This is a genomic window from Brevundimonas vesicularis, assembly GCF_032067225.1.
GTDB classification, from domain to species: Bacteria; Pseudomonadota; Alphaproteobacteria; order Caulobacterales; family Caulobacteraceae; genus Brevundimonas; species Brevundimonas vesicularis_F.
Window position 1 is genome coordinate 2,688 of the sequence record NZ_DAMBJX010000083.1, and the last position, 7,378, is coordinate 10,065.

The following is a 7,378-nucleotide window of genomic DNA, read 5'->3' on the forward strand; positions in this document are numbered from 1 at the left end:
GTCGTGATCGCCCCGCGAGGCCCCAGTCCGTTCAGATCGATCAGCGTCTGCACCGGCGTCTGGAAGCGGCGTCCCACGCCCGAGATCGTGTCGCCCGGTTGGATCACATAGGCCGCGCCCGGACGCACCGGGGCCGACGAAGACGGATAGGACGGCGTGTAGGCGGGCGGCTGCGACGCCGGAGGCTGATAGGTCGGTTGGCTCGGACCGACGTTGACCGTCGGCGGCAAGGCTCCGCCATCGACCTGACCGATCGGCGCCGTCGCGGGCGGCGGCGATTCATAAGGGGCGGGACGATAGGGCTGGTTCGGATTCTGGCCGGCGTTCGGATAGGTCGGCTGCTGCGGGTAGGCGCCCTGCCCCGGACCATAGGCCGGCGCCGGGTTCGCATGCGTCGAATAGCGCGGCTCCGAAGGATAGCTGATGCAGGCCGCCGTGCTCAACGCCGCCCCCGCGACCAGAGCCGCTCTCATCCAGCCCGAAATCATCGCCACCGGCTGCTCCCATTCGTGGTTAAACTCGCCCGCCCGGTGTGCCCGCTCGCGCCCCATAAGCCAACCCCGCAAACCGCACGGAATTGGGGCGCGAAGGTTAACGGGGTGCCGCTTCGCGCATCTCGATCCAAACACGGCGATTCATAGACTCCGATGTTTCATCTGATGACGGTCTCATCAAGTTGGTTTCTCCAAAGCTCGTGACCTCGATGTCCTCGGCCCGAACGCCCAACCGAATGAAAGCATCCGCCACCGCCTCTGCACGTTTGCGACTGAGCGCCAAGTTGGCTTCAGGTGAACCAAGTGTATCCGCATACCCTTGCAGAATGACGCGAGTTCCGGGTCGGTATGTCGCGGCATAAAGGCGAAGCCGGAAATCCCATTTTCGATCGACGACGGTGCTACCGCTCTCGAAAAAAACCCCATGATAGTGCCAGAGTGTGGGCGGTTGAAGTCTGTCGTGGTGCTTCACCTCAATCGCGAGACACCCCTCAGGCAAGGGTTCATAGGCCGTCACTACAGCTATCGTCGGCGGAAAACCGGTCCGAACCGCCTCGATAAAGGCTGTGTTCGTCCGCTCGAATGCGACGCTATCGTCAGCCCTATAGTCAGCTTGTCGGAAGAGAGTGGCGGAGGCGCGCCAGTCGGCCGCCTGGTCAAACGCTGCATTCGCAGAACGCAAACTTGCGTAGCCCTCGGACGATAGATTCTCGTCCACATCGAAACATACCGGCCAAGTCTGCGCGCTGGCTACTGACGCAGAAAACATCAGGATTGCTGTTGCGAGCTTCAGGCGAACCATCGGTGAACCATGCAGGCTCAACCCACAGCTGTCACCCCTCCTTCGCCGTCCCCTCGACCAGTGGAACGAAACGCACTTCCGTCAGGCTTTCGCGGTGGAACGACCCGTCGCCCTGCCCGACGTAGCGATGCAGCATCTGCACCGACGTGCGCCCCACAGGCGCGACCAGCACCCCGTTCGGCTTCAGCTGTTTCAGCAGTTCGGTCGGCTCGGTGGGCGAGGCGGCGGTGACCATGATCCTGTCGAAGGGCGCCTGTTCAGCCCAGCCCAGGCCGCCGTCGCCGTGCTTGGTGATGACGTTCTCGATCTTCAGCACCCGCAGCCGCGCCTCGGCCTCGACCAGAAGGCTGCGATACCGCTCCACCGAATAGACATAGCGCGCCAGCCGGCTCAGCACCGCGCACTGATACCCGCTGCCCGTACCGATCTCCAACACCCGGTGACGCGCCTGCACCTCCAGCGCCTGGGTCATCAGTCCGACGATATAGGGCTGGCTGATCGTCTGAGCGCAGTCGATCGGCAGGGCCTGATCCTCCCACGCCTGATCCAGGAACTTCTCATGCACGAAGACCGCGCGGTCGATGCTCTCCATCGCCTTCAGCACGCGCGGGTCCGTAACCCCCTGCTGCCGCAGCGACAGGATCAAGCGCCCGGCGTGGTCGTCGTGCAGATTCATGCGGCGGTCGCCACGCTCTTGGGCGGCGCCCCGCCCAGCACCTTCTTCAGGTCATTCACGCTGGTCATGTGCGTCAGGTCGATATGCAGCGGCGTGACCGAGATCCGCCCCTCCTCGATGGCCCGCAGGTCCGTGCCCTCGGCATGCTCCTGCTTCTCCCCCCGGAAGCTCATCCAGTAATAGTCCCGCCCGCGCAGGTCCGTGCGCCGCACCGCATGCATCTCGCCGACGTTGCGGAAGCCCTGGGTCGTCACCTCGACCTGATCGACCGCTTCGGGCGGCCGGTTGGGGAAGTTCAGGTTCATCACCACCCCGTTCGCCCATTTCTGCTCCAGCAGGCGGCTGATGATCGCAGGCGCGAAGGCCTCAGCCGTCTCCCAATGCGCGACCACCTCGTCGTGAAACCGCTCCAGGCTCTGGCTCAGGGCGATGGAGCGGATGCCGAACGCCATCCCCTGCAAGGCGCCCGCCACTGTGCCGGAATAGCTGACGTCCTCGCCTATATTGTGCCCGCGATTGACGCCCGATAGCACCAGATCGGGCTTCTCCGGCATCAGGTCGTTGACCGCCAGCACGACACAGTCGGTCGGCGTGCCCGTCACCGCGAACCGCTTCTCGCCCAGGTTCAGCACCCGCAGCGGTTCGGTCAGGGTGATCCCCCGCCCCTTGCCCGACTGCTCGACGGCGGGCGCGCACACCCACACGTCGTCGCTCAGCGTGCGCGCGATCCGCTCAAGGCATTCCAGACCTTCGGCCTCGATGCCGTCGTCGTTGGTCAGAAGAATACGCATCAGCCGCCCACGACCTGCAGACCGCCCATATAGGGCTGCAACACCGCTGGCACGGCGATCCGCCCGTCGTCCTGCTGATAGTTTTCCATGATCGCCACCAGCGTCCGGCCGACCGCCAGGCCCGATCCGTTCAGCGTATGGACGAACTCGGTCTTTTTCTCGCCGGCGCGCTTGAACCGCGCATCCATGCGCCGCGCCTGGAAGTCTCCGCAGTTCGAGCAGCTGCTGATCTCGCGATAGGTCCCCTGGCTGGGCAGCCAGACCTCCAGGTCGAAGGTCTTCTGCGCCGAAAAGCCCATGTCGCCCTTGCACAGCAGCATCCGCCGGAACGGCAGCTCCAGCGCCTTCAGCACCGCCTCCGCACAGGCCGTCATCCGCTCGTGCTCGGCGTCGCTGTCCTCCGGCCGTGTGATCGACACCATCTCGACCTTCGAGAACTGGTGCTGGCGGATCAGCCCGCGCGTATCGCGCCCCGCCGACCCGGCCTCGGCCCGGAAGCACGGCGTCAGCGCCGTCATCCGCATCGGCGTCGCCAGCGCGTCCTCAGACAGGATGGTGTCACGCACGAGATTGGTCAGAGAGACTTCGGCAGTGGGGATGAGCCAATGGTTACGCCCCCCCCAGCGCTTAGGTTCCTCAAGACTGAGGACAGCATCCTTAATGTGGCTGTAAAGTTCCCAGCTAAGACTTTCTTTGCCGTGTATCCGGTCAGGCAAAACCTTATCGGTTGGCTCGTGTTCGGGATCATATTGGAAGTCTGAGAAATAGGCCGCCACGTCGATCGCTAAGTCTTCTTCCGTCTCACCGAATTGCTTGTGCCGAAATAGATCATCTTTAAACTTCGGCAACTGCCCCGTGCCGAACATCGCCTCGTCGCGCACCAGATACGGCGGGTTCACTTCCAGATAGCCGTGCTGATCCGTCTGCATATCCAGCATGAACTGGCCCACGGCCCGTTCCAGCCGCGCCAACTGCCCCTTCAGCACCGCGAACCGAGCGCCCGACATCTTGGCCGCCGCCTCGAAGTCCAGCATCCCCAGGGCCTCGCCCAGGTCGGCGTGGTCCTTGGCCGGACCGGTGCGACGCGGCACGCCCCAGGTCGAGACCTCGACATTGCCCGCCTCGTCCTCGCCGTCCGGCACGTCCTCGGCCGCCAGGTTCTTCTGCGCCGCCAGCAGGTCGCGCAGTTCCTTGCCGACACGCGCCTCGACCTCGGCCGCCGCAGCGATATCGCCCTTCAGCGCCTCGACCTCGGCTTTCAGCCGGTCGGCCTCGGCCATGTCCTTACGCCCCATCGCAGCGCCGATCAGCTTGGAGGCCGCATTGCGCTTGGCCAGGGCGTCCTGGCCCGTGGTCTGGGCGTGGCGCAGTTCGGCGTCCAGCCGCAGGATGTCCGCCACCAGCCCGTCGGCCTCATCCACCCCGCGCAACGACCAGCCCGCCACGTAAACCTGGGGGTTCTCGCGAATGGCTCTGATGTCGTGCATGGTCTGAAACTTCGGCTGGGCGGGAGAAGCCGAACGCTCTACCCGCCCACGCGGAATCGGGCAACGCGAGAAGCTTAATGTCTCCTCCCCATGCAATGGGGAGGGGGACCGCGAAGCGGTGGAGGGATTTTAGACGCCGCTTAAGCGCCGCGATGCGCTGAAGAGCCCCTCCGTGTCTCCGCTGCGCTTCGAGCCACCTCCCATGAATGGGGAGGAGACGATGCTCAGCCATCGCAATGCCGCTGGTCCATCCGCAGCGATTTCAACCGCTTGCCGATTTATGTCCCACGTCTTCCATCCACGAAGTCAAACGGCCCCATAATGCCCCTGTCTCGTCGCATGGAGGGCTCACCTGGCCTGCGACCTTGCGGCGGCGGGAGCGGAGGGAACGGGGGCGATGGTGAGACTCCATCGCGGCGCCGGGGCTGATCGGTCGGGGAGTCGCCCCGGCGTCCGCAGTCGCGTCGCAGGGTCGAGGGGGATACTCGGCCGAACCGGGGATCGGGGATCGCTGCTCCGACCCGCCCGTCGCAGGCTTATGGGGTTAGGCGATAAGACCGCCACCGCTCGGCGCCCCGAGCTTGCAGGCCAACCCCCCGCGCGGAGCGTCACACCCTTCGTCGAAACGGTAATTCAAACCACAGAACTCCGGGCGAACGCCCGGCGCTCCGCCCAGCCCTCCAGACTTCGCAGCGATAGCGCGAAGGCGCCGTCGCACGTCCAAACATCCCATTCACCCGCCCCAGAATCGCGCCTACAAACGCATCATGGCCACGCTTCGCCCCGACACGCTGGCGACCTCGCTCGCGCGCATCTTCGAAGGTCGCATGGTCGACCGGGCCAGCTGGTATGCTCTGACCGGCGGCGAGCCGCTGTTCACCGAGGGCGATCCGGCCGACACCCTGTATCTGGTCCGCTCCGGCCGTCTGGGCGTGTTTCGGATGGAGGCGGATCAACCGCCGCACATGCTGGGCGTGATCAAGGCGGGCGAGCCGGTGGGTGAGATGGCCATGCTGGCCGGCACGCCGCACACCGCAACCGTCGTCGCCCTGAGGGACAGCGAGATTCTGGCGCTGCCGCGCGAAGCCTTCTTCGAGGCCGCCAGGACCGAGCCGGACCTGATGGTCGAGCTGTCGCGGCTGATGATCCACCGCGCCCGCGAACGCACCGCCGGCGCATCCGAGCCCAGCGTCTTCGGCTTCGTCTCGGCCCGTCCCCGGCCCATCCGGGCCTTCGTCGAACGCATCGCCGCCGCCATCCAGGCCATGGGCTTCACCTGCCAGGTCATCGACCAGTCGGCCCTGGCCTCGGCTTCGGAATGGTTCAGCCGGGTGGAGGGCGACCACGACTATGTCCTCTATGTCGCCGAGCAGGATCAGCCCGCCTGGGCCAGCCTGTGCGCGCGTCAGGTGGACCGGATGTTCATCGTCGGCAGCGGCCTTCTGGCGCCGCCGTCCGCCGTGCCGCGCCGCCAAGGCTTCGGTGACGGCCGCCGCCTGACCGACCTGATTCTGCTGCGCGATCCGCGCATGCATCACCCGGCCAACACGCGCGTCTGGCTGGATGCCCTGCAGCCTGATCGCTGGTTCCATTGCGTCGAAGGCCTGGCCACCGACGCCGAGCGCATCGCCCGCGTCGTCACCGGCACGGCGGTCGGACTGGTTCTGTCCGGCGGCGGCGCGCGGGCCTATTGCCACATCGGCGCGATCCGGGCCCTGGAAGAGGCCAAGGTGCCCATCGACTTCGCAGGCGGCGCCTCTATGGGCGCGGTCGTCGCCGCCGGCCCGGCCCTGGGCTGGTCCTTCGAACGGCTGGATTTCGAGATCCGGCGCGCCTTCGTCGAGTCCGATCCGCTGGCGGACCTCGCCGTGCCGATCATCGCCATGTCTCGCGCCCGCAAGGTCGCCCGTCTGCTGGAACAGGCTTACGGCGACATCGACCTGGCGGACTTGGCCCTGCCCTTCTTCGCCGTCTCGTCGAACCTGACCTCGGGCCGGATCGAGGCGCATCGCACGGGCCTGATGCGGCGGGCCATGCGCGCCTCAATCGCCATTCCCGGCGTCCTGCCGCCGGTCGTCATGGACGGTCAGGTGCTGGTGGACGGCGCCGTTCTGAAGAACTTCCCCACCAGCGTGATGCGCCAGCTGAACAGCGGCCCCATCATCGGCGTGGACATGTCCCAGACGCGCGGCGTCGATCCCCAGGCGCTGGAGAATCCGCCGTCCTGGTGGAAATGGGTCCTGTCCGGCGCCTGGAAGGCCGGCCCGCCCATCGTCTCGATCCTGATGCGCTCGGCCACCATCACCACCGACGTCGAGATGACGCAGTCGCGCGCCGACGCCGACGTCCTGATCCTGCCCCAGGTCGCCGGCAGCGACATTCGCGACTGGAAGACCTACGACGGCCCCGTCGCCATCGGCTACGAGGCGACAAAGGCAGCGCTCGCCGACCTTGCCTGCCCCGTCACCCAGATGCGGCATTGCCCCACCGCGCCCCCGGTGCCCTCACCTGCCCCTTAAAGCGGCGCGCAGGCCCGCTTCAGCCAGTCCAGCGCCTCGCCATCCATCAACGGGCCGACCTTGGCCAACGTTTCGGCGTGATAGGCGTCGACATAGGCCCGCTCGTCTGGCGTCAGCATCTCGACCGCGATCAGCTTGCGGTCGATCGGCGCGAACGTCAGCTGCTCGAACCCGTGCATCGGCCGCTCGCCGCCCTCGGGAACCGCTGCAGGCGTCACCACCTGCAGGGTCTCGATGCGGATGCCCCAATGGCCTTCGCGGTAATAGCCGGGCTCGTTGGACAGGATCATCCCTTCCAGCAACGGCTGGGAAGTGCCCCATTTCGCGATCCGCTGCGGCCCCTCGTGGACCCCCAGATAGCTGCCGACGCCGTGGCCGGTGCCGTGATCGTAATCCAGCCCCGCCGCCCACATCGGCGCCCTTGCAATGGCGTCCAGCGCCATGCCGCTGGTCCCGGCCGGGAAGCGGATCGTCGCCATGGCGATATGCGCCTTCAGCACCAGGGTGAACTTGTGGCGCTGATCTTCGCTCGGCTCGCCCACCGCCATGGTGCGGGTCACATCGGTCGTGCCGTCCAGATACTGACCGCCGCCGTCCACCAGCAGCAAC

The 7,378-nt window shown here is 66.3% G+C and carries 7 protein-coding genes; 1 reads left to right on the top strand and 6 read right to left on the bottom strand.

Going from position 1 to position 7,378, the window contains the following annotated elements:
• The 5 genes from RT123_RS14740 to serS all read right to left on the bottom strand — a co-directional run.
• Window positions 1-488 (bottom strand): LysM peptidoglycan-binding domain-containing protein (locus RT123_RS14740; RefSeq protein WP_313009928.1); only part of this gene is annotated, 488 nt, incomplete at its 3' end.
• A 103-nt stretch (window positions 489-591) separates the two neighbouring features.
• Window positions 592-1,296, bottom strand: a complete 705-nt coding sequence (locus tag RT123_RS14745) for an OmpA family protein (RefSeq protein ID WP_313009918.1) — start codon at window positions 1,294-1,296, stop codon at window positions 592-594.
• A 31-nt stretch (window positions 1,297-1,327) separates the two neighbouring features.
• On the bottom strand, window positions 1,328-1,972 hold the full coding sequence (locus tag RT123_RS14750) for a protein-L-isoaspartate(D-aspartate) O-methyltransferase (RefSeq protein ID WP_313009920.1): 645 nt from the start codon (window positions 1,970-1,972) through the stop codon (window positions 1,328-1,330).
• Window positions 1,969-2,763, bottom strand: a complete 795-nt coding sequence (gene surE / locus RT123_RS14755; protein WP_045810750.1) for a 5'/3'-nucleotidase SurE — start codon at window positions 2,761-2,763, stop codon at window positions 1,969-1,971. Before surE ends, RT123_RS14750 begins: the two co-directional genes overlap by 4 nt.
• Window positions 2,763-4,250 carry a serine--tRNA ligase gene (gene serS / locus RT123_RS14760; protein WP_313009923.1) on the bottom strand — a complete coding sequence of 496 codons (1,488 nt, stop codon included), beginning with the start codon at window positions 4,248-4,250 and terminating at the stop codon, window positions 2,763-2,765. Before serS ends, surE begins: the two co-directional genes overlap by 1 nt.
• A 767-nt stretch (window positions 4,251-5,017) precedes the next feature.
• Here serS and RT123_RS14765 point away from each other — a divergent pair.
• Entirely contained in the window at window positions 5,018-6,769 is a 1,752-nt protein-coding gene (locus RT123_RS14765; RefSeq protein ID WP_313009924.1) for a patatin-like phospholipase family protein, read from the top strand.
• On the opposite strand, the gene RT123_RS14770 is transcribed toward RT123_RS14765, so the two are convergent.
• On the bottom strand, window positions 6,766-7,378 hold a 613-nt coding region (locus tag RT123_RS14770), incomplete at its 5' end, for a M24 family metallopeptidase (RefSeq protein WP_313009926.1). The two genes, RT123_RS14765 and RT123_RS14770, sit on opposite strands and share 4 nt — an antisense overlap.

What these genes read in the sequence shown, in the direction of transcription:
- RT123_RS14745 (WP_313009918.1), bottom strand. Translation starts at nt 1,296, where the DNA reads ATGGTTCGCCTGAAGCTCGCAACAGCAATCCTGATGTTTTCTGCGTCA.
- RT123_RS14750 (WP_313009920.1), bottom strand. Translation starts at nt 1,972, where the DNA reads ATGAATCTGCACGACGACCACGCCGGGCGCTTGATCCTGTCGCTGCGG.
- surE (WP_045810750.1), bottom strand. Translation starts at nt 2,763, where the DNA reads ATGCGTATTCTTCTGACCAACGACGACGGCATCGAGGCCGAAGGTCTG.
- serS (WP_313009923.1), bottom strand. Translation starts at nt 4,250, where the DNA reads ATGCACGACATCAGAGCCATTCGCGAGAACCCCCAGGTTTACGTGGCG.
- RT123_RS14765 (WP_313009924.1), top strand. Translation starts at nt 5,018, where the DNA reads ATGGCCACGCTTCGCCCCGACACGCTGGCGACCTCGCTCGCGCGCATC.